This window comes from Methylobacterium sp. PvR107 (assembly GCF_017833295.1).
Classification (GTDB): Bacteria; Pseudomonadota; Alphaproteobacteria; order Rhizobiales; family Beijerinckiaceae; genus Methylobacterium.
This window is the reverse complement of sequence record NZ_JAFIBW010000001.1, coordinates 1,797,885-1,818,159: the sequence shown is the minus strand read 5'-3', so window position 1 is coordinate 1,818,159 and position 20,275 is coordinate 1,797,885. Positions and strand designations below refer to the sequence as shown.

Below are 20,275 nucleotides of genomic sequence, written 5' to 3'. Positions count from 1 at the left end.
CAGGCGTGCCGCCGGAACGTGACGGCGGACAGCAGGCGAAGGCCGCGTGCAACGCCGGAAGCAGAAGGCCTGCCGGCGCCGAGCCGCGGGCCACCGGGCCAGCGACGTTCAACCTCGCGACTCCGCTGCTGCTGGTGACGCGCCTCGGCGCGGCGGCGTCGATCCTAGGAATCGGGCTTCATCAGCGAAGCGAGAAGGTCGAGTTCGCCCGCCACGGCCTCCGAGGCGAGCCGCTCCATGCGCAGGTAACTGTCGAGGATGGCATCGCCCGTGCGCGTCAGGATAGCGCCGCCGCCTCGGCGTCCCCCCTTGCTCGCTGAGACGAGCGGCTCCTGGAACGCCTTGTTTAACGTATCGATGAGGTACCAGGCTCGCTTGTAGCTCATGCCCATCCGTCGCCCCGCGGCGGCGATGGAGCCGGTGTCGCGGATGCCGCTCAGGAGTGCGGCCTTGCCCGGTCCCAGCAGGGTGTCCGAGCCGAGCTCGATCCGCAAACTGATGCTCGTGTCCTCGCCCAACGCACACCGCCGCTTCGCTGGAGGCCTCAGCGCCTCGCAGGCGTCCCTACGCGAAACGGCATCGTCGATCATCCCGGCGGCCGACAGGATTGTCCGTCTCCGTTCATCGACTTGGGTCCACGGCATCGCGGCTCGGGGGCACGCCGCCCGCGACGAGGCCGGCCAACCGTGCGCGCGTCACGAGGTCTCGGCGGCGGGCGAGAAGCCCAGATCGCGCAGCGCCGCGGCCGTCTCGGGCTCGCCGAGCAGCCTTAGGAAAGCCGCGAGCGCCGGCATGGCCTCGGCGTGCGCGCGATACGCCAGATCGTAAGCCTCCTCCGTCAGCGGACGGAAGCCCAGCCCGTAGGCCTCCGCGACGCTCGCTATGGCCACGCCCCAGTCCGCCCTTCCTTGCGAGACCGCCGCGGCGACGGCGTTGTGCGAGCGCGGCTGGTTCCAGAACCCCGCCGGCCGGGCACCGTTCAGCAGGCCGTCCACGAGCAGGCGCGTGCCCGATCCGGCGTTGCGGTTGACCATCACGGCGTCGGGGTCGGCGAGCGCTGAGGCGACCGCGTCCGCGGCGTCGCGACCGTCGAACCTGGCGTCGCCCCGGCGGAACACGACGCCCTGGAGGCGGCGCCAGCCGGGCGCGAGAGACATGCCGTCGGTGAGGAACGGGGCATTGTACCGGCCCGTCTGGGGATCGAAGAGGTGCATGGCGGCGACATCGCATTCGCCGCGCCGCAGGGCGGCAAGGCCGCCGGCCGACCCGACCCAGATGGTGCGGGCGCGGTAGCCGCGCTCGGCGAGCAGGCCGACCACGCGGTCCAGACCAATGCAATGGCTGCCGACGATCGTCAGGTCGGGCGCCCGTACGCCGGCGCCCAGGCGAACCACGGCGACGCCCTCTCCCGCCTCGACGCCTGCGCGCGCGGCCGGAACCGCGAAAAACCCGTCCGCCTGCGAGAAGGCGGTCACCGAGCCCGAGCCCTTCGGCAGCGGCAGGGCGATCGCACCCTCGGGACCGAGGGCGAGCGAGGTCATCACGAACTCCGTGCGACCGAGCTCGGAGGGCACCCGTTGGGACACGCGCGCCGCGATCGTCTCGTCCTCCCGCGGAGGCAACCCGGCAAGCGCCCGCACGTACGGCACGACAAAGTCGTGGAAGGTGAACATCGCGGAGGTGGGGAACCCCGGCAGGACGATGACCGGCCTTCCCTGCGACACCGCCACGCAGAGCGGCTTCCCGGGCTTCAGGGCCACGCCGTGGAACAGGATTCCCGGCTCGCCGAGGCGGGACAGCACACGGTGCGAGACGTCGCCGGCACCTTTAGACGTGCCTCCCGAGAGCACGACGAGGTCGTTGTCCCGCAGGGCGGACCGGAGGGCCGCCTCGAGGACGGAAGCCTCGTCGCGCACGATCCCGAGCCGGACCGGTTCCCCGCCGTTCTCCGTCACCGCGGCCGCGATGATCGCGCCGTTGGAGTCGTAGATCGCGCCTTCGGGCAGGGGCTCGCCCGGTGCGACCAGCTCGTCCCCCGTGGACAGGACCGCGACGCGCGGGCGTCTGGTGACGTCGAGGGCCGCGAGACCACACGCCGCCAGCATGCCGATCTCGCGGGCGGTGATCCGCGCGCCCTTGCGCAGCACCGTCTCGCCGCGGGCCATGTCGGCGCCGGCATAGCCCACGAACTGCGCGGGCCGAACCGCGGTCAGGACATCGACGGCGAGGCTCCCGGCGTCGAATTCCGAGTGCTCGACCATCACCACGGCGTCGGCACCGCGCGGGATCATGCCGCCGGTGGCGATCGGCGTCGCCGTTCCCGGCTGGACGACGATTGTCGGCGCGACGCCGCAGGCGAGGATCTCGCGGTTCAGCGTGAGGCGCCGCGGGCTCGCCGGCCCTGCACCTTCCGTGTCGGTCGCGCGCAGGGCGAAACCGTCGACCAGGGAACGGTCGAAGGGCGGAACATCCATCGGGGAGGCGACGTCGCGGGCGAGCACGCGCCCGAGCGCTCCTTCCAAGGATACCGCCTCCGAAGGCAGGCGCGTGTGCGGGACCGCCGCCCGGAACCGCGCGAGCGCCTCGTCCCGGCTCAGTACCGTGAGAAACTGCTCCTGGCTCGAGGCCGCGGCGAGACGCGCGGCGAAATCCGGCGCCCCGTCACGGTCTGAGTCGGCACTCACAGGGCCCAAACCTCTACCTCCTCGCCGGCCCGGAAGCCTTCGCTGTCCGGCTCGACCACGACGATGCCGTTCGCCTGCACCAACCGACTGAGCGGCAGGCCGGCTCCACCGAGCGGCTCCACGCCATCCGGCCCGCTTCGGACGAAGACGACCTCGGACAGACCGATCGACGAGACGATCTTCCGGAGAAGGACCTGCCGCCGAGGCAGGCTTTCCTGCGCGCCGGCGAGCCGTGCGATGAGAGGACGGCCGAGGGCCAGGAACGCGGCGAGCGCGGCCTCGGGACGCCCGGGCACCAGAAGAACCGGCTTGCCGGCTGCGGAGCCGACGGCGGTGGTTTCCCCAGGCCGCATCGCGATGCCGTGCGCGCGGACCTCTCCGGCGAGGGCGAGGGCCGCCGCGCTGTGGTCCGAGCGGCCGAAACCGCTCCCCCCGATCACCAGCACCGCGTCCGCCGTGCCGCCGCGGAGGGCCTCGGCGATGTCCCGGACGCCCTGGACGCGAACCGCCTCGGTCGCCGCGCCTGCCCGCGCGATCAGACGCCCGAGCAGGGGCGACACGGTATCGAGACCGGTCGCCCCCGCGGTGACGACGCGCAAGAGGGGCTGACGGACGTCCACCGCCGTGAGGCCAACCGCCTCCAGGACGAGCAGGTGAAGCGGCTCGATCCGGGTGCCCGCCTCGATCAGCCTCTCGCTGCCAGCGACGTCGTCGCCCGTTCCGAACACACCTTCCCGGGGGGCGATGTCCGCGACGACCATGCCGTCCAAAAACCCCTCCGGGGGCAAGACGGCATCGGTGCCGGACGGCAGCGGCTGTCCGGCCTCGACCCATGGTGGTGGCCGCCCCAGGAAGATCGGCGCATAGGCCGACGCGCCGCCCACCGAAGCGGCCTCGACCGCGAAGCCGTCCCGCATCGCCGTCAGGCCGGCTGGCACGGCGGAGCGCGCGATGACCACTCCTGCGGCTACGCGCCCGAGCGCCGCTGCGAGCGTGACCGTCGCGGGGGCGACGGGAGCAGCCGCGCCGCTCAGCAGGTTCGCCGCCTCCCGAAGCGGGATCAGCGCCGAGGACGCATTCCGGATCATCATGGGGGCGATGCGCCATCCGGGTTCGATGATCAAGGGGCGGCGTGGCGGTCGACCCGGCGCGCGCCGCGTTCGACTCCCCGGACGAAGTCGCGTCGGCGAGAACACGTGCGGCTCTGCCTGGAGCGCCCCCGCACAGGGGAGGGCTTGCTCACAGCCATGACGGGGAGCGATAGCCGCGTCGAACGTCCCGACGAGACGACAATTGTCGCCCCGGGCGATATGCTCACCGACTATCCGCACGCGCTCCCCTGGTAGGCATGACAGGTCCATTCGGCCGAACCTGCGTTTCGAGGTCGGACTCATCGGCTGACCTCGCCTTCCGCGTCGTCACATTCCCAAGGCCCGTCCCGGGCGCATGATGCAGACGCTCCAGGAAATCCTGTCCCGCCTGTTCAGTCTGGATCGGGACGTGCTGGCGATCGCGTGGCTGTCGCTGCGTGTCAGCCTCAGCGCCGTCGGCATCGGTCTCGTGCTCGGCATACCCCTGGGTGCGTTCGTGGCTGTCGCCCGATTTCCCGGACGCAGCGCCGCGGTCGGCATCCTGAACGTGTTCATGGGGCTGCCGCCGGTGCTCGTCGGCCTCGCGCTCTACCTCGTCCTCTCCCGCTCCGGTCCGCTCGGACCGCTCGGCCTGCTGTTCACCCCCGGCGCGATGATCGCCGCACAGGCGACGCTCGCGACGCCGCTCGTCGCGGCCCTGACACAGCAGGTCGTCGCCGACGCCCGGGTGCATCTCGGGGAGCAGTTGCGCTCCCTCGGGCTCTCCGCGCCGCGTCAGGCCTGCGCGATCATCTACGACGTGCGCTTCTCCCTGGTGACCGCGGCGCTCGCCGCGTTCGGCCGGGCGATCTCGGAGATCGGAGCGGTCCTCGTCGTCGGCGGGAACATCGACGGGTATACCCGCACGATGACGACGGCGATCTCGCTGGAGACCCAGAAGGGCGATCTCAGCCTCGCCCTGGCGCTCGGCCTGGTGCTGATCGGCCTCGTTCTGATGGTGAACGTCGCCGTGGCCCTGCTCCGCCGGCACGCCGCGCGGGTGTATGGATGAGCGCGACGCCGGCCATCCGCCTCGAGGACGTGACACTGTCCCTGGACGGGCGAACGGTTCTCGACCGTCTCTGCCTGGAGGTCGCTCGGGGCAGCGTCACGGCCGTCATCGGCCCTAACGGAGCGGGCAAGAGCGTCACCCTGAGGGTCATCGACGGGCTCCTGCGGCCGGACGGCGGAACGGTACGGGTCGGCCCGCACCGGCGGGCCTTCGTGTTTCAGCGGCCGGCGCTGATCCGCGCGACCGCGGCCGCGAACGTCGCGCTGGCTCTCGGAAACCTGCCCCGTCCTGCGCGGGCCGCGCGGGTCGAGGAAGCGCTCGCCCTTGTCCGCCTCTCCCAGCGCGCCCGCGATCCCGCGACGCGGCTCTCCGGCGGCGAGCAGCAGCGGCTGGCGCTAGCCCGTGCCTGGGCGGTCGGCCCCAGCCTGCTCCTCCTCGATGAGCCGACCGCCAACCTCGACCCAGCCTCGACCGAGATCGTCGAGGGACTGGTGTCCGCGATGGCGCGGGCAGCCACCACGGTTGTGCTCGTCTCACACAATCTCGGGCAGGTGGCGCGCCTCGCCGATACGGCGATCGTGTTGGCGTCCGGGCGCGCCGTCGAGCATGGTCCGGCCCGCCAGATCCTTCTGTCGCCCCGCACGTCCGAGGCGCGGGCCTACCTCACTGCGGAGTTGCCGTGGACCCCTTCCGTCGTCGCCTCCTGACCCTCGCATTGGCCGCGCTCCTGAGCGCGGCCGGCCGGCTGCCGCCGGCCGACGCCGAACCGACCTCGATCGTCGTCGCCTCGACGACCTCGACCGAGCAGTCCGGGCTGTTCAAGCACATCCTCCCGCTCTTCCGGGAGACATCAGGGATCGACGTGAAGGTCGTCGCTCTGGGCACGGGCCAGGCGCTCGACGCCGCGCGCCGCGGCGATGCCGACGTGGTGCTGGTGCACGACCGTCCGGCCGAGGACAAATTCCTCGCCGAGGGCTTCGCGAAGACGCGGTACGACGTGATGTACAACGACTTCGTGCTGATCGGCCCGGCCTCCGACCCGGCCGGCGTGCGCGGCCTGGGCGTGCGCGAGGCCTTCGCCAAGCTCGCGGCCAGCGAGGCGGCGTTCGTGTCGCGCGGTGACCGCTCGGGCACACACAGCGCCGAACTGCGCAGCTGGAAGGAGGCGGGCGTCGATCTCGCGGCCGTGCGCGGCCCTTGGTACCGGGACGTCGGCCAGGGCATGGGCCCTGCGCTCAACGCGGCCTCGGCCCTCGGCGCCTACATCCTCGCCGACCGGGGGACGTGGCTCGCGTTCAGGAATCGCGCCGACCTGGTCATCTTGGTTCAGGGGGACCGGAGCCTGTTCAATCCCTACGGCGTGATGCTGGTGAACCCCGACAGCCACCCTGGCGTGAAGGCAAAGCAGGGACAGGCCTTCATCGACTGGCTTGTCTCGCCGGAGGGCCAGCAGGCGATCGCGGGATACAAGGTCGGCGGCGAACAGCTGTTCTTCCCGAGCGCCGGCGCGCCTGCGACGCGCTGACCCGGTATCCGCGCCCGTGGGAGGGCCGTACTGGCATCGACGCGCGCCGCCCCGGGTTCTGACACGCGACAACTATCTATGGTGTGCGCTTTCCGCGGTTCGGCGTCGAAAGCACCAACTCAGTGGCTGACTGCCCGATCGGCGCTTTCGGCATACTGGCGAACGCAGCTGAACGCGCTCCGCTGACTCTGGCCGTTCCGGGAACCGAGGGTGTCCGCTGTTCTCCGACAGGACAGACCTGATGACAACTGGTTCTCATCCTGCGAGACTTTGGGCCGTGCGGCGTCACCTGGGTTGCGGTCCGTCGCTTTCAATCTCGGATCAACTCGGCCCGGACGCTAAGATTCGAGACGCAGGATAGGTAGCAATACCAGATCGCCTGTGTGGAGACCCGGCCAGGGAGAGATGGCCGAGCGCATTCGTGTCCATGATTGAGCGGCAACACCGCTCGGATCGCTCGAGCACTGGTCGCCGCGGCTCAAGCTCGCTGTCGAGATGGTTCTGGCCAGCCCGCTGGTGGCCAGCCTCGTGAGGTCGGAAAGCCTTCATGGCTCGTCACGAACATGTCCTGCTCGCACCCGAAGCGGACCAACAACCGCAATTTGAGGTCGTGACAGCGAGGCGCTTTCTGCCGTTCAAGCCATCCGCGCAAATGGCCGCTTTCCCCTGCCTTTGCTGAGAAGCGGGCGAGCGGCTTCAGGCCATGTTCTGCCATCGCGAAGCGAGCACATGAGCGTCTGGGTTGTGTGGATTTCCGCCAATCCGCATTCGGGCGGCGGATGCATCGAAGCAGACTGCACCCGACCGACGCGAAAGAAGCTCAATTCGCCACTTGCGATGCGGGAGCCATCCACACAGGACACCATCGTCACATACGCTTGCGCTTGTTCCTGAGCGCGTGGCGGCATCTGCGGCTTCTCGGGCGCGCGGGATAGCCCCTCGTCATTCGGCCAAACCGAATGCACCCGCAAAGCCACGCCGGCCTACGTCGGTCACCCGGACGGCGCGCCCCTCCCGCTGACGCTCGATCCAACCGAGGTCCTCGCAGCGGCGGCACAGAGCGGCTCCGAGCCGGCCGGCGAGGTGCGGCCGCCGCTCGCTCCAATCCAGGCAGGGACGGCAGAGTAAGCGGCGGGTTCGTCCAGCCGGTTCGACCGCGACGCCGAACTCGGCCAGCCATGCGCGGCCCGACGCGGTCACCTCGCCCGCCTCCTCTCCGAGCAAGATCAGTCCCCTTGCGACCATCGCGTCGGCGATCCCGACGCCGAGCCGCCCGGCAAGGTGATCGTAGCAGGTACGGGCCTCGCGCAGGGCCGGATCGATCCGCGGGGTCGCGCGCCGTGGTGCTTCGTTTGGCTCGGCCCGGTTCGCGATCACCATCATGGCCTCCAGCATGCGGGCGGTCTCGACGGAGGCGAGGCGAAAGTACCGGTGCCGACCCTGACGCGAGACCGAGAGCAGACCGCCGGTCACCAGTTTCGTCAGGTGCTCGCTCGCGGTGGCCGGGGCCACACCGGCCGTCCAGGCCAGTTCGGTCGCGGTCAACGCCCGTCCGTCGAGCAAGGCCGACAGGATGTTGGCGCGGCCGGGATCACCGATCAGCGCGCCGATCTCGGAGAGTGCGGGACCCGACGACATGGGCCAAGCCTACACCCGCTCGCCACCGGCGGCACCCCTCGACGCTTCGGTCGGGACCGAAGCGTCCGTGACTGACAAGACGGAGTCTCGGGATCAGATTGCGAGGTGCAACGCGGGAAACGCCCATGCACACGCTCTGCCTCCGCTACACGCTCGATCCGAACCGGATCGACGCCTTTCGTATTTATGTCGAGGACGAGACGCCGGTCATCCGTGACTGCGGCGGCCACGTCGTCGGCTACTATCTTCCGACCGACTTCGCCGGGCCGACGAACATCGGCTACGGGCTGATCGAATTTACGAGCCTCGACCTGTACGAGCGCTACCGGGAAACCCTGGCAGCAGATCCTACGCACCGGCGCAACGCGGCCGCCCTTACGGAGAGCGGAGCCCTTCTCGCCATCGAGCGATCGTTCATCCGGCGTCACGGCTATGCGGAGAGTCGGGCCTCGACGCGGGAGGTGGCCGCCCATGACGCCCCGTGAGATGGAAGACCGTGATGAGCGTCATCGGGTCGAGGATACGCGATCCGGGCTTTCGCTCCCTGTGCCGCCTGCCATCACCCGGCACGATCCAAGGCCGACCCATGCTGGACGTCCATGGGGCGACCTTCCTGCCGGCTGTATCGGTTGCCCATCGCTTCCCTGAAGGGTCCTGGCGCGCCGCGTTGTCCGAAGCCGGCCTCGATGTCAGAGCGCACTGGCAGGCCCAGCCTCATGTCGGGGTGAGCCAGTCCCGCTTCGAACCAGACCGACATCAAGGGAGGAGCCCATGTTCTCCGTCATCTTCGAGGTCCGGCCCGGCGACGGCCGAAAGGATGCCTATCTCGAACACGCGCGGGTGCTGAAGCCGGAGCTTGAGGGCATCGACGGCTTCATCGACAATGAGCGCTTCACGAGCCGGAGACGGCCGGGCTGGGTGCTCTCGCACTCGACATGGCGGGACGAGAAATCGGTGATCCGCTGGCGCACCCATGCTGGCCATCACCTGATCCAGGGGAAAGGCCGGTCCGAAGTCTTTGCTGACTATCATCTCCGCGTGGGAGAGGTCATGGCGGACAGTCATCCGCCCGATGGCTACCCGATCCGGGAACAGCGCTTCGACTCGACCGAGGTCGGCGTGGCCAAGGTGTGTACCTTGATGGAGATGCTTCCGGATCGACCCGCGCTCATTGCGAGCGACGACGGCGTGTTGCCTGCCCTCGGCCTTGATCCCCGAGCCGATGGGCTCGTGGCGTGGGACGCGTTCGACTCCTTCACTACGCCCGGAAAGGTGCTGGCCTTGCTATCCTGGACGGATGCCCGCGCCGCGACCGACCCATCATCCGGGGCAGCGAGATCGCGAACGCGAGTCGTGCGGATCATCCGCGACTACGGGATGTTCGACCGGCGAGAGAGCCCGCAATACTTTCCGCCTGCGCGGGCTTCGAACTCGGGACCCGATGAAGAGGGCGCAGCCTGATCACCTGCGCGGTGGATTACATCATTGATCCGGAGAAGATCGCCGAGTTCGCGGCGTTCGGCCGACGGTGGATCGACTTCGTCAACCGCCATGGCGGCACGCACCACGGCTACGACCCCCCCGAAGGCGCGAGCGACCGTGCCCTTGCCTTATTCAGCTTCCCGAGCCTCGCCGCGTACGAGCAGTGGATTGGTGCCGACCGTCTTCTTCCGACCACCCCAGGGAGCCATCGCCGGGCGAGCGTTCGTTGAGAGGATCGCGACGCAGCCGTCGCGCGCGGCCAGCAGGGTGAAGTACAGGGCCGTGCCAGAATGCCCGGAATTGCGCAGGGCGACGGCGCTGACCCCGTGTGCCTTCGCCCGGCGGATCGCCTCCCGCATCGCATGGGCGGTCAGCACTTGTCCCCACTGAGCGAGGGGCTCCGCGTCTCGCTCGAGCGCGAGCGCCGGCCTTCCGAAATCAAGGTCACCCTCATTGCCGCCGACGGTCGCGAGCCCGTTCGGATCGAGCACAGGAAGCCACATCACCCCGCCCCAGACCATAAGCACGCGGACGGGCCCACCGACCCGGCGCGCGTCCTCGGTGCGGCGAAGGCCGCTGGCTGGGTCTACGGGCACGAGCCCCCCGCAAGCCCAAGCACGTCGCGGTGCTGGTGTGGCAGGACGGCGGTCCGTGGATCAAACTGAACGTCGAGTTCGCCTGCACGATCTCCAGGCGGAATCAGTCCCCGGAGCTAAGCCTGACCAGGGCTGCCTATGACATGGCCCTTGAAGGGGTGTCCCGCGAGCCCTTCAGGGGCCGACCAGCTTCCTCAGCCGGTCAAGGTTGGCCAATTGCTGGAGCGCGTGCTCGCGGTCGGCCGCGGCGAGGCCGAGGGTGACGGCCTCCAGCGCGATCAGGGTCGTGGCGTGAAGCGCGACCTCGTTCGCGCGACCGCGCCTTGCCAGCAGCACGACCGTTGCCTGCCGTGCCAACGCGCTCTTGTGCGTGTCGGTCACCAGCACAACCGGCAATCCGAGGCGACGGGCCTCGGCCATCACGGCCTGAACCTCGCGATAGGGCTGGCCGTAGGCGAGGAGCAGGACCGCGTCGCCGGCCTGCAGGCCGAGCAGTTGGTCTGCGAGCGACCAACCCGTGGCATCGAGCAGAAAACTGCACCGCCCCGATCGGGTAAGCTGGAAGGCGAGATACCGGGCGAGGTGCGCGGAGGGCCCGATCCCGAACACGCCGATGCGGGTCGCCAGATGCAGGGTGGTGATGGCCGCGAGGATGTCCGCCTTTCCATCCTCCGACCGTAGCGCCGCCATTCCCTCCTCGTGGGCCGCCAGTACGGCGTCGATGGCTTGGCCCGCGTTCTCGCCGACGCCGGCGAGAGTGCGTCGCATGTCGGCCGCCGGCGTGCCGCGGTCGTCCATGCCTGCGGCCAACGCCTGCTTTAGATCCGTCAGGCCGTCGAACCCGAGTGATTGGACAGCCCGGATGACCGTCGCGTCCGACGTGCCGAGCTGCGCCGCGATCTGGGCGGCCGAACTTGCGAGGACCGTCGCGCGATTCTGGTCGAGATAGCTCGCTACCCTGGCTGCCGACGGCGTCAGCGACGGCGTCAGGCGTCGGACCGTAGCGCCGAAGTCTTCCGTCACGGCGTCTCCTCCGTCCAGCACACGCATCGAGCTACCCGACCTCGTGATGTAGTGATATCTTCATTGCGCTTGACAAAGGTAGTGATAGCTACAACTTTGCGGTCGAGCAAGCCGCTGCGCGAAGGCTCACTGGCGAGAGGGCGCTCCGAATGGCCGTCGACTGGATTCAAGCATCGCCGGCAGCCATCGCGGCGTTCCTCGCCTCCACCGTCGAGTTCGTCGAGGCGCTGACCGTGGTGCTGGCGGTCGATGCGGTTCGCGGCTGGCGCAGCGCCCTCACCGGCACGGCTGCCGCCCTCGCTACGTTGCTGGCCGTCGTCCTGCTCTTCGGCCCCCTGCTGACTCGCATCCCGATCCGGGGCGTCCAACTCGTCGTCGGCGGGCTGCTCCTGCTGTTCGGCCTCCGTTGGCTGCGCAAGGCTGTCCTGCGGGCTGCCGGCGTCATTCCCCTACACGACGAGGCCGCCGCCTACGACCGAGAGGCCGGCAGCCTTCGGTCGGCCGGTCGCGCCGCTGGCGCCTTGGACTTCGTCGGGTTCGCGACCGCGTTCAAGATCACCCTGCTCGAAGGCCTTGAGGTCGTGTTCATCGTGATCGCCGTCGGGTCGGGTGGCGTCGGGCTCCTCGTCCCCGCAAGCGTCGGGGCTGTCGCGGCGCTTCTGCTGGTGGCGGCGCTCGGGCTCATCCTCCACCGCCCGCTGTCGACGGTGCCGGAGAACGCACTCAAGTTCGCGGTCGGGGTGCTGCTCGCGGCGTTCGGCACGTTCTGGGTCGGCGAGGGCATCGGCCTGGCTTGGCCCGGCTCCGACTGGTCGATCATCGGGCTCACCCTCGGCTTCCTCGCCGTCGCCTCGCTCGCCGTGCCGCTTTGCCGGCGTCGCGCGGGCATCGGCCTCTCGCTGATCCTCCGCTGAGCCAATCCGCCATGAACGCCGTCAAAGCCGTCGCCCGCGAACTTCTCGGCCTCGTCGTCGAAGACGTCGCTCTGGCCCCCGCCGTTCTGGGCTGGATCGCCCTTGTCTGGCTGCTCGCCGCTTCGGTGCCGCAACCGCGCCCCTGGATGGCGGTCCTGCTTATTTGCGGCCTCGCGGGGATCCTCGTCGAGAGCGTCCTGCGTCGATCGGGAGCCGCACGATGATGGGCACGCCCGCATCCTCGACCGAGGGACAAGCCCCGCGGTCCCCGCGCCACGGTCTCTGGAAGGTCACGGTCGCCGTCCTGGTCCTGGGGTCCGTCGGCGTCGCCGCCTATCGCCACGAGGGGGCGCCCCGGCCCGCCCCGGACGCCGGCGCCCCGGCACCGGTCCCGGTCGTGACGGCCGCCGTGCGGAAGCAGGACGTGCCCATCATCCTGACGGGCGTGGGGACGGTGAACGCGCTCAACGTCGCGACCATCCGCAGCCAGGTCACCGGATACCTTCAGAGCGCCGATTTCGAGGAGGGCCGGTTCGTCCGGCGCGGCGACGTGCTCGCCCGGATCGACCCGCGCATCTATCAGGCCCGTCTCGAACAGGCGCAGGCGCAACTCGCCAAGGACCAAGCGCTCCTCACCAACCAGAAGACCAACCTCGCCCGCAACGAGCCTCTCCTGCAGAAAGGCTTCGCGACCGACCAGCAGGTCGTGAGCGAGCGCGCGATGATCGCGCAGACCGAGAGCGCGCTGAAGGGCGACCAGGCCGCCATCGACTACGCGCAGACCGAACTCGACTTCACGACGCTGCGCGCGCCCTTCGACGGCGTAACCGGCATCCGACGGGTCGACGTCGGCAACATCGTCAATCCCACGGATGCTGGCGGCATCGTCGTCCTGACTCAGGTCCAGCCGATCAGCGTGCTGTTCACCCTGCCCACGAGTGACATTGCGGCCGTGCAGGCAGCCCTTGGCCGAGGCCCCGTCGCGGCGACCGCCTACGACCAGTCCGGCGACCGAAAGCTCGACACCGGCACGCTGCTGCTCATCAACAACCAGGCCGACCCGAAATCCGGCACCGTGCAGCTCAAGGCGGTCTTCCCGAATTCCGAGCGCCAGCTCTGGGCCGGCAGCTTCGTCAACGCCGCGGTGACCACCTCGGTTGAGAAGGGGGCGCTGACGATCCCGACGAACGCCCTGCAGGTCAGCGACAAGGGCCAGTTCGTCTACGTGGTCGGGGCGGACGACACCGTCGCGGTCCGGCCGGTGAAGGTCAAGCAGCGCACCCGCGGCGTCGCGCTGGTCGCGGAGGGCCTGAGGGACGGCGAGACGGTCGTGGTCCAGGGACAGTACCGGCTGAAGCCCGGCACGCGGATCACGCCCGCATCGCCCGACCACGTGCCCGACACTTCCACGGCCTCGGCGGGGATGCTGCCGTGAACATCTCATCCGGCTTCATCCGGCGGCCCATCGCCACCAGCCTGCTCATGCTCGCCGTCGTCGTGCTCGGCGCGATCAGCTACACGCTCCTGCCGGTCGCCTCGCTCCCGAACGTCGACTCGCCGACGATCCAGGTCACGGCCCAACTGCCGGGCGCCGACCCGAAGACGGTTGCCTCCTCGGTGGCGACCCAGCTCGAACGCCAGTTCGGCCAGATCCCCGGCTTGACCCAGATGACGTCGAGCAGCGGCACGGGCTTCACCCAGGTCTCGCTGCAATTCGACCGGAGCCGGACCATCGACTCGGTCGCTTCGGACGTGCAGGCCGCCATCAACGCCACGCAGAGTCAGCTGCCGGCGGCGCTCCTCAATCCGCCGACCTACCGCAAGACCAACCCGGCCGACGTGCCGATCCTGCTGATCGCGATGTCCTCGGACGTGTTCCCGATCACGACCGTGAGCGACTACGCCTCCTCGCTCATGGCCCAGAAGATCTCTCAGGTCCCCGGCGTCGGCCTCGTCGGCATCGGTGGCCTGCAGAGTCCGGCCATCCGCATCCAGGTCAACCCAGCCCAGCTCGCGGCCGAGAACCTCGATTTCGAGACGGTCCGCACCGCGCTCTCGAACCTGACGGTGCTGCAGCCCAAGGGGCAGCTCTACGGCGGCCAGCAGGCCGTGGCCCTGCAGAGCAACGATCAGCTCACGACGGCCGCCGGCTTCGAGGACGCCATTGTGGCCTATCGCGACGGGGCGCCGATCCGGGTCCGCGACATCGGGCGCGCGGTCAAGGCGCCCCAGGACGTGACCATCGCCGGCTGGGTGGGCGAGAAGCCGGCCGTGGCACTCGCCGTGCAGCGGGCGCCCGGGGCCAACGTCATCGCGACGGTGGCGGCCATCAAGAAGGCCCTGCCGCAGCTCCGGGCCTCGCTGCCGCCGGGCATCGACGTGAGGATCACCTCGGACAGGACCCAGACCATCCAGGCCAGCGTCAAGGACGTGCAGTTCACGCTGCTCCTGACCATCGCGCTCGTGGTCGGCGTGATCGCGCTGTTCCTGCGCAGGCTCTGGGCGACCGTGATCCCCGCCGTGTCGGTGCCGATCTCCCTCGTGGGCACATTCGCGGTCATGTACGTGCTGGGCTACAGCCTCGACAACCTGTCGCTGATGGCGCTGACCATTGCCATCGGCTTCGTGGTCGACGACGCCATCGTCATGGTCGAGAACATCGTCCGCCACATCGAGGAGGGCGCCAGCCCGATGCAGGCGGCGCTCGACGGGGCGGGCGAGATCGGCTTCACGATCCTGTCGATTTCCATCTCCCTCGTCGCCGTGTTCATCCCGCTGTTCCTGATGGGCGGCATCGTCGGCCTGATGTTCCGCGAGTTCGCGGTGACCGTGGCCGTCTCGATCCTCGTCTCGGTGGTCGTGTCGCTGACGCTGACGCCGATGATGTGCGCCCGGCTCCTGCCGGGCCACGAGGAGCAGGCCCCGGGTCGCGTCTCGCGCTGGCTGGAGGGCTTCTTCACCTTGCTGACGGCGCGCTACGACGACGGCCTGACGATCGCCCTGCGCCACCGCTTCCTCACGCTGCTGACCTTCTTCGGCACCATCGTTCTCACCGGCTACCTGTTCTGGACGATCCCCAAGGGCTTCTTCCCGCAGCAGGACACCGGGCTCATCGTCGGCATCAGCGAGGCGGCCCAGGACGTTTCGCCCGAGGGCATGAAACAGCGCCAGCAGGGCATCCTCGGCATCATCATGAGGGATCCGGCGGTGGCCGACGTGGCCGGCTACATCGGCCCCGGCGGCCCGACCGTGACCGAGAATAACGGCCGCGTGTTCATCAGCCTCAAGCCGAGCGAGCAGAGGAACGTCACGGCCGATCAGGTCATCGCCCGCCTGTCGAAGGCCCTCGACCAGGTCCAGGGCATGAAGGTCTACATGCAGGCCGCCCAGGACATCACCATCGGCGCCGTCGTCTCGAAGACGCAATACCAATTCACGATGACCGACATCGACTTGTCGGAGCTCGACCTCTACGGCCCGAAGCTGCTCGACGCGCTGCGGAAGCTGCCCGAGCTCACCGCGGTCGCGAGCGACCAGCAATCCTCTGCGCGGATGCTCAACGTCGTGGTGGACCGCACGGCCGCCTCGCGCCTCGGCATCGACCCCGCCGCCGTCGACAACACCCTCTACGACGCCTTCGGCCAGCGCCACGTCGCGCGCATCTACCTGCCGCTGAACTACTACTACGTCATCCTGGAAGTCGATCCGCACTACCAGCTCGGGCCCAACGCCCTGCAGCGGATCTACGTCCGTTCGCAGAACGACACCTCCGTGCCGCTCAGCCAGATCGCGAAGATCGAGACCGGCACGATGCCGGCGGTGGTCAACCACCAGGGCCAGTTCCCGTCCGTGACGCTGAGCTTCAACCTCGCCCCGGGCGCTACCATCGGGGCGGCGGTCGCGGCGGTGCAGAAGGCGGCCGCCGACCTGCACATGCCGTCCTCGGTGGCCACCGCGTTCCAGGGCAACGCCCAGGCCTTCCAGACCTCGCTCGGCTCGACGCCGCCGCTGATTCTGGCCGCCCTGTTCGCGGTCTACGTGATCCTGGGCGTGCTCTACGAGAGCACGATCCACCCGCTGACCATCCTGTCGACGCTGCCCTCGGCCGGCCTCGGCGCGTTGGCGACGCTGATGCTGGTCGGCCGACCGCTCGACATGATCGGCATCATCGGGATCATCCTGCTCATCGGCATCGTCAAGAAGAACGGCATCATGCTGGTCGACGTCGCCATCGTGGCGGAGCGCGAGGGCGGCAAATCCCCCGAGGCGGCCATCCACGAGGCGTGCCTGCTGCGCTTCCGCCCGATCCTGATGACGACGCTGTGCGCGCTGCTCGGCGGCGTTCCCCTCATGCTCGGCACCGGCACCGGCTCGGAGATCCGCCAGCCTCTCGGCTACGCCATCGTCGGCGGCCTCGCGGTCAGCCAGGCCCTGACGCTGTTCACCACGCCCGTCGTCTATCTCTACATGGACAAGCTCAGGCTGTTGCTCACCCCGCATCGCCCGGCCGAGGCCCGACAGCCGGTAGTCGAGGTGCGATGATCACCGCTCGCCCTCAATCCACGACGCAGACTGACTCGGGCGCTGCGGCCAGCGATGGCGGCGAGAACCTGAGGGTCGCCGGGTTCAGGCCCGACGCGCTCCCGGACGTCTTGCCCACCGTGGCGCTCACGATCGAAGCGTCTCTGCGCTGGAAAGCGACGGGCGCCCTTCAGACGATCTAGCGCAGGATGCAGTTCCGCGATCGAGGAGGAGCCGTCGCGTCGGTAGCCAGTCCCACGCTCGTCCTTGAGCCCGACGACGCACCGTGGCCGGCAGCGCATTTTGGCAAGGTCTCACGTGCTAGGGCTGCGCGGCAACAGCACAGGGGCCGGACGCGCGGATGCAAACCGTCGGATCTGTTCTCGACCGCCGCGGCGGCCTTGCCCCCGGCTTCGATCTGTTGCGAATCGTCTTGGCTGTGTCTGTCGTGGTCTGGCACGGGCGCGCGATCGTGAACAACGAGATCACCCGCGTTGACGGCTTCTTCGAACTCGGCAGCTACGGCATCATCGCAGCCTTCTTCGGGCTCTCGGGTTTCCTGATTACCGGAAGCGCGCTGCGGCTCCGGCTTCGGGACTTCCTGCTCAACAGAGCGCTCAGGATCATCCCCGCACTGGCCGTCGAGATCGTGCTCAGTGCAGTGGTGCTTGGGCCGCTGTTCACCGACCTGCCCCTGTCGCGCTACGCCACTGACCCGCAGACCTACCGCTACTTCGCCAATATCCTGGGCCTGATCATCTACACCTTGCCGGGCGTGTTCGCGCACAACCCCACCGATGTCGTCAACGGCTCGCTCTGGACCATCCCGCACGAGATCGCTTGCTACGCGCTGATGTCGGCCTGCGTCCTGACGGGCCTGCTGCGGCGTCCGGCTCTCGTGCTGGGTGCGGCCGGCGCCGTGATCCTGCTCGGCTTCGTCATCGGCCTCGGCGCCTTCGGTGACCCCGTCACCCTCCCGGTTCGCGTGGCCGACAAAGTGTTCGTCGATAAGGCGTCGCGCCTCTACGTGGCGTTCCTGCTGGGCATCGCAGCCTACTTATACCGCTACAGACTGCCTTACGACCTGCGGTTGATCGGTCTGGCGGGGGGCATCGTGTTTGTCGCCGGTGCGTGCGACCTGACGGCCGTCACGGCGGTACCGGTCCATCCGTTCCTGAACCTCATGGTCCTTCCATCGCTGATCTATCTCACCGTCTGCTTGGGCGTGACGGATCTCTGGGTTCCCGCCCTGCTCAAACGCGGCGACTACTCCTACGGAATCTACCTGTACGGCTGGCCAATCCAGCAGGCTCTGGTTGCGGTGGTGCCGGTGCGGAATACGTCTCAGCAAGTGCTGATGGCGCTCCCGTGCATCGTCCTGTTCGCGATGGTGTCCTGGCACCTGATCGAACGGCCGATCCTGAGCTTGCGGCGTCGCTTCTCGTTCGTTGCCGCACACCGTCTTCGAGCCGAGCCGGAACAGCCGGCGGACGCCGCCGCGCAGGGGTTCAAAGGCGTCGGATAGAAGCCGCGCAGGATAACCGTCCGGAGCATGGCCAAGGCCGCGAAGCGCGTGTCACCAATGGCCCGCGGACCTGATCACTCGGCGCATACGCGCGGTCCGGTGGTGATGCGGTAGGGCCGCCTCCGGCCGCTGTGCGCCGAAAGCGTATCGGCCCTATCGCGGCGCTTTCCATTTCGCTCAATCGCCACTGCGCGCGATGGCCGTAGACGCGAGTGCCGATCACGCGGTCGCGTCGGACGATCGAGCATGGCCGAGGGCCGCGTCACGGACCGTCGGAAGGCAGGGATTCTCGTTGTCGCGGTGCCAGGCCAGCATCAGCTCCGGTTGCGCGGAGGTCGGCAGCCGGATCGGGCGCAGGACCACGCCGGTCATGCGGATGCTGCGGACGCTCTCCGGCAGCAGCGCGACGCCGAGCCCGGCGCCGACCAGCGCCAGCATGGTATGCGCCTGGTTGACCCTCTGCACGATCCGGGGCCGCACCTTTGCCGCCTCGAACAGGCGGTCGAGCAACTCGACGAAGTAGCGGCCACCGCGCGGCGACCACGTGACCAGCGCCTGACCGTCGAGGGCCTGGATGCCGAGTTGGCGGGCCGACGCCAGCGGACGGCCCGTGGGCACTGCCAGCACAAGGCGTTCGCGCAGCAGGAGGGCCGTCGCGATCGAGCCGTCCTCGCTCAGCAGGGCGGGGGAGGGGCGCAGCAACGCGAAGTCGATCCGCCTGCCGTTGAGCGCCTGAATCTGCTCCTCCGAAACCATCTCCTCCAGGACGAGGTCGATGTCCGGCAGGATCGTGCGGACCTGCGCGACCAAGCGGGGCAGGGCGCGGAAGGCCGAGGCCGCGGTGAAGCCGAGGCGGACCAGCCCACTCTCGCCCTGGGCGGCCCGGCGGGTGATCTGGGCGGCTCCCTCGGCCGCCGCCAGGACCCTGTAGGCCTCGGCGAGGAAGGTGCGCCCGACCGGCGTCAGGCGGACGGCGCGCGTCGTGCGCTCCAAGAGGGTGACCCCGAGGGACTGCTCCAGGGCCTGGATCTGCCGGGACAGCGGCGATTGCGAGAGATTCAGTCGCGCGGCCGCACGGCCGAAATGCATCTCTTCCGCGACGGCGACGAAGCTTCGGACGTGGCCCAGATCGAACATTGATGCAAGATCTGGGATAAATCAGCCAAAATCAACATTGGACGCACAAATCCAGCATCCGTAGAGACCCGGCCAACATCAGCAAGGCGCACGCCTGGTCGGGAGGACCGCGCAATGTCCAAGATGACGCCCGCCGAGATGGCGCAGGCTCTGGGTTCCGGCCTGCTCTCCTTTCCCGTCACGCATTTCCGCGCGGATCTCGCCTTCGACGAGGGGGCCTATCGCCGGAATCTCGCGCAGCTTGCCGAGCACAGGGTCGCCGGCCTGTTCGCTGCGGGCGGCACCGGCGAGTTTTTCTCACTCACGCCAGCCGAAATCGACCGCGTGCTCCGCGCGGCTGTGGAGGAGACCGCCGGCCGGGTGCCGGTCATCGCGCCGGCCGGCCACGGCACGGCCATCGCGGTCGAACTGGCCAAGGCCGCCGAGAGCGCCGGAGCCGACGGCCTGCTGCTACTGCCGCCCTACCTGGTGGGATCGGAGCAGGACGGCCTCGCCGCCCATGTCGAGGCCGTCTGCCGCGCCACGAAGCTCGGGATCATCGTCTACAACCGCGCCAATGCGCAGTTGAACGAGCAGACCCTGGCACGCCTGTGCGAGCGCTGCCCGAACCTCGTCGGTTTCAAGGACGGTGTCGGTGACGTCGAGCTGATGACCCGGGTCTATGCCGGCCTCGGCGATCGCCTCACCTATATCGGCGGCCTGCCCACGGCCGAGACCTTCGCGCTGCCATACCTTGAGATGGGCGTTACCACCTACTCCTCAGCGATCTTCAACTTCCTGCCGGACTGGGCGCTGTGGTTCTACGAGGCCGTGCGCCGGCGCGACCGCGACGCGGTCTATGCCGAACTGCGTGCCTTCGTCCTGCCTTACATCGCCCTCCGCAACCGCAAGCGCGGCTACGCGGTCTCGATCGTCAAGGCCGGGATGACCGCGGTCGGCCGGGCGGCCGGCCCGGTCCGGCCGCCGCTCACGGATCTCGACGCTGCGGAACTGGCCGAGCTGACGGCGCTCATCGGCGACCGGCGCTGAGCGCCATACCGACGGTCCCATAAAAAAACCAAGCCGAGCCAACGGCGGGGCCAGCAGCC

18 protein-coding genes and 1 pseudogene are annotated in these 20,275 nt (G+C 69.1%); 12 read left to right on the top strand and 7 right to left on the bottom strand.

Features of this window, described 5'->3' with window-relative positions:
- Positions 1-164: 164 nt before the first annotated feature.
- The 3 genes from JOE48_RS08390 to JOE48_RS08380 all read right to left on the bottom strand — a co-directional run bounded on the left by JOE48_RS08390 (position 165) and on the right by JOE48_RS08380 (position 3,772).
- Positions 165-494 carry a winged helix-turn-helix domain-containing protein gene (locus tag JOE48_RS08390; protein ID WP_210035652.1) on the bottom strand — a complete coding sequence of 110 codons (330 nt, stop codon included), beginning with the start codon at positions 492-494 and terminating at the stop codon, positions 165-167.
- A gap of 201 nt (positions 495-695) precedes the next feature.
- Positions 696-2,684: a molybdopterin biosynthesis protein gene (locus tag JOE48_RS08385; protein WP_210029157.1), complete on the bottom strand. Its 1,989-nt coding sequence runs from the start codon at positions 2,682-2,684 to the stop codon at positions 696-698.
- A complete protein-coding gene (locus tag JOE48_RS08380) occupies positions 2,681-3,772 on the bottom strand; it encodes a molybdopterin-binding protein (RefSeq protein ID WP_210035651.1) in 1,092 nt (363 codons plus the stop codon). The genes JOE48_RS08385 and JOE48_RS08380 overlap by 4 nt, the downstream gene beginning before the upstream one ends.
- Before the next feature lie 358 nt (positions 3,773-4,130).
- On the opposite strand from JOE48_RS08380, the gene JOE48_RS08375 reads away from it, so the two are divergent.
- The 3 genes from JOE48_RS08375 to JOE48_RS08365 are packed head-to-tail and all read left to right on the top strand — an operon-like array spanning position 4,131 to position 6,351.
- The gene (locus tag JOE48_RS08375; protein ID WP_210029156.1) at positions 4,131-4,826 is read left to right on the top strand and encodes an ABC transporter permease; all 696 of its coding nucleotides are present in this window, start codon (positions 4,131-4,133) and stop codon (positions 4,824-4,826) included.
- A complete protein-coding gene (locus JOE48_RS08370) occupies positions 4,823-5,533 on the top strand; it encodes an ATP-binding cassette domain-containing protein (RefSeq protein ID WP_210029155.1) in 711 nt (236 codons plus the stop codon). The genes JOE48_RS08375 and JOE48_RS08370 overlap by 4 nt, the downstream gene beginning before the upstream one ends.
- Complete coding sequence (locus tag JOE48_RS08365; RefSeq protein WP_210029154.1) at positions 5,506-6,351, top strand: substrate-binding domain-containing protein; 846 nt, start codon at positions 5,506-5,508, stop codon at positions 6,349-6,351. Before JOE48_RS08370 ends, JOE48_RS08365 begins: the two co-directional genes overlap by 28 nt.
- 942 nt (positions 6,352-7,293) lie before the next feature.
- Here JOE48_RS08365 and JOE48_RS08360 read toward each other — a convergent pair.
- The gene (locus tag JOE48_RS08360; protein ID WP_210029153.1) at positions 7,294-7,989 is read right to left on the bottom strand and encodes an ArsR/SmtB family transcription factor; all 696 of its coding nucleotides are present in this window, start codon (positions 7,987-7,989) and stop codon (positions 7,294-7,296) included.
- A 125-nt stretch (positions 7,990-8,114) separates the two neighbouring features.
- Here JOE48_RS08360 and JOE48_RS08355 point away from each other — a divergent pair, with 125 nt between their 5' ends.
- The 3 genes and pseudogenes from JOE48_RS08355 to JOE48_RS08345 form a co-directional block, all read left to right on the top strand.
- Complete coding sequence (locus tag JOE48_RS08355; protein ID WP_210029152.1) at positions 8,115-8,474, top strand: NIPSNAP family protein; 360 nt, start codon at positions 8,115-8,117, stop codon at positions 8,472-8,474.
- A 286-nt stretch (positions 8,475-8,760) separates the two neighbouring features.
- Positions 8,761-9,450 (top strand): antibiotic biosynthesis monooxygenase family protein, encoded by a 690-nt coding sequence (locus tag JOE48_RS08350; RefSeq protein ID WP_210029151.1) that lies wholly within the window; start codon positions 8,761-8,763, stop codon positions 9,448-9,450.
- A pseudogene (locus JOE48_RS08345) lies at positions 9,447-9,638 on the top strand (NIPSNAP family protein); the annotation flags it as partial. The gene JOE48_RS08350 and the pseudogene JOE48_RS08345, both read left to right, overlap by 4 nt.
- On the opposite strand, the gene JOE48_RS08340 reads toward JOE48_RS08345, so the two are convergent.
- Positions 9,600-9,830, bottom strand: a complete 231-nt coding sequence (locus JOE48_RS08340) for an Ldh family oxidoreductase (RefSeq protein ID WP_245253185.1) — start codon at positions 9,828-9,830, stop codon at positions 9,600-9,602. The pseudogene JOE48_RS08345 and the gene JOE48_RS08340 overlap by 39 nt on opposite strands.
- 411 nt (positions 9,831-10,241) lie before the next feature.
- Complete coding sequence (locus tag JOE48_RS08335; RefSeq protein WP_210029150.1) at positions 10,242-11,090, bottom strand: MurR/RpiR family transcriptional regulator; 849 nt, start codon at positions 11,088-11,090, stop codon at positions 10,242-10,244.
- 149 nt (positions 11,091-11,239) lie between these two features.
- Here JOE48_RS08335 and JOE48_RS08330 point away from each other — a divergent pair, with 149 nt between their 5' ends.
- From JOE48_RS08330 to JOE48_RS08310, 5 genes are all read left to right on the top strand, one after another.
- Positions 11,240-12,004, top strand: a complete 765-nt coding sequence (locus tag JOE48_RS08330) for a TMEM165/GDT1 family protein (protein ID WP_210029149.1) — start codon at positions 11,240-11,242, stop codon at positions 12,002-12,004.
- Between the two features lie 11 nt (positions 12,005-12,015).
- A complete protein-coding gene (locus JOE48_RS08325) occupies positions 12,016-12,228 on the top strand; it encodes a hypothetical protein (RefSeq protein WP_210029148.1) in 213 nt (70 codons plus the stop codon).
- A complete protein-coding gene (locus tag JOE48_RS08320) occupies positions 12,225-13,439 on the top strand; it encodes an efflux RND transporter periplasmic adaptor subunit (protein WP_245252756.1) in 1,215 nt (404 codons plus the stop codon). Before JOE48_RS08325 ends, JOE48_RS08320 begins: the two co-directional genes overlap by 4 nt.
- The gene (locus JOE48_RS08315) at positions 13,436-16,546 is read left to right on the top strand and encodes an efflux RND transporter permease subunit (protein WP_210029147.1); all 3,111 of its coding nucleotides are present in this window, start codon (positions 13,436-13,438) and stop codon (positions 16,544-16,546) included. The genes JOE48_RS08320 and JOE48_RS08315 overlap by 4 nt, the downstream gene beginning before the upstream one ends.
- A gap of 340 nt (positions 16,547-16,886) precedes the next feature.
- On the top strand, positions 16,887-18,050 hold the full coding sequence (locus JOE48_RS08310) for an acyltransferase (protein ID WP_210029146.1): 1,164 nt from the start codon (positions 16,887-16,889) through the stop codon (positions 18,048-18,050).
- A gap of 219 nt (positions 18,051-18,269) precedes the next feature.
- Here the strand turns inward: JOE48_RS08310 and JOE48_RS08305 are convergent, their stop codons facing one another.
- Positions 18,270-19,187, bottom strand: a complete 918-nt coding sequence (locus tag JOE48_RS08305) for a LysR family transcriptional regulator (RefSeq protein WP_210029144.1) — start codon at positions 19,185-19,187, stop codon at positions 18,270-18,272.
- A 114-nt stretch (positions 19,188-19,301) separates the two neighbouring features.
- On the opposite strand from JOE48_RS08305, the gene kdgD reads away from it, so the two are divergent.
- Positions 19,302-20,216 (top strand): 5-dehydro-4-deoxyglucarate dehydratase, encoded by a 915-nt coding sequence (gene kdgD, locus JOE48_RS08300; RefSeq protein ID WP_210029142.1) that lies wholly within the window; start codon positions 19,302-19,304, stop codon positions 20,214-20,216.
- Positions 20,217-20,275 lie beyond the last annotated feature (59 nt).